Origin of the sequence: Methylorubrum podarium (assembly GCF_022179745.1) — a bacterium.
GTDB classification, from domain to species: Bacteria; Pseudomonadota; Alphaproteobacteria; order Rhizobiales; family Beijerinckiaceae; genus Methylobacterium; species Methylobacterium podarium.
Map to the genome: position 1 here is coordinate 1 of NZ_BPRD01000695.1, position 1,346 is coordinate 1,346.

General features: G+C 66.1%; 1 protein-coding gene. It reads right to left on the bottom strand.

Translation table 11 applies throughout. The annotated features are described in order from the left end of the window. Positions 1–1,206: reverse transcriptase domain-containing protein (locus tag MFF42_RS25910; RefSeq protein ID WP_238258831.1), on the bottom strand; the 1,206-nt coding region annotated here is incomplete at its 3' end. Positions 1,207–1,346 lie beyond the last annotated feature (140 nt).

Genomic DNA, 1,346 nt, shown 5'->3' on the forward strand with positions numbered 1-1,346 from the left:
GCCCCCGCCGTCGATCCGCACCACTTCGATCCCATGCGCAGCGGCGAGCGTCATCGCGGCAAGCGTCGCGTCGGCCTGCGCGCCGATCTCAATGCGGTCGATCGTGGCCGGAGGTAGATCGCTGATGCGTCCGCCCTGGACGACGGCGAGCCGGGTGCCCCGCGCTTCGAGGCGAGCACCTGGCGTGACGAGGTAGACGGGCACAAGGCGCGGTGCGTGCCGGCTCGGCGTCGGCTCTTCCGCCTCATCCGGTGCATCCGCCTCGCGTCCACGGATCCGTGCCAGTGCGCGCTCGGTCTCGGCGATCGCGTCCTCGCCCGGTGAGGCGTCGAGCACGAACTCTTTGACGACGAGCGCCCGGGCAAAGACGTGGCCGAGAAATCGAAATCCCTCGGCGAATGATACGATGCGGGTCTTGTCCGGGTGCAGTTCGAGGCCGTGCTCCGCGAGCAGCATCGCCATGCGGGCCCGCGCATCCTCCGCCCGGGCGCGACCATTGCAGAGAAGCACGAAGTCGTCGGCGAAGCGCACGAGACGCACGCCGCGCCCCTCGATGGCCTCATCGACAGCGTCGAGGTAGAGGTTAGCCAGGAGCGGCGACAGGGGTGATCCTTGAGGGATGCCCCGTTCGGTCAGAGAATAAGCTTCGAGCCACAGCCAGATCAGGTCGATGAGGGCAGGATCATCGATGGAGCGCTCAAGACGCGCGATAAGTCGCTCATGCGGGATGCTCTCGAAGTAGGCACGAACGTCACCGTCCACGACGTGGTCGAAGCCCTGGCGGCGCAGAGCGTCAACCCGCGCCACCGCCTGTGCTACCGAGCGCCCACGCCGGTAGGCGAAGCTCGACGGCTCCATTTCCAGATCGAGCACGGGATCGAGCACCAGTGCGACGGCCGCTTGCACCACCCGGTCGGCGACACAAGGAATGTCGAGTGGTCGCTCGCCTCCCCCGCGTTTCGGGATCATGATCCGACGCGCCGGACCGGGACGATACTGCCCAAATACGAGCAGACGGGAGAGCCGCTCGATCTGCGACTCGGCGACAGGTGTGAAGCGCTCGACGGTGACGCCATCGCCACCGGCTGCTCCCCGATTGGCCGCAACCCGTCCCCATGCAGCGCGCAACGTGTCGAGTGCTGCAACTTGGTCGAAGTAGGGACCAGCAAGCCTGGAGCCCCCTCTGCTCATCGCAGCTCCGGTCATCGCGATTTTCCAGCTGTTTCCACGTATGCCTGCTGGAAGCGGGTATCGTCCATCTCGGATACACAGATTCGTGGAAACAGCCTAGAAGAGCACGGGCTTGACAGGATGATCCCCAGGGGGGAGCTGGCAGCTGCTTCCGC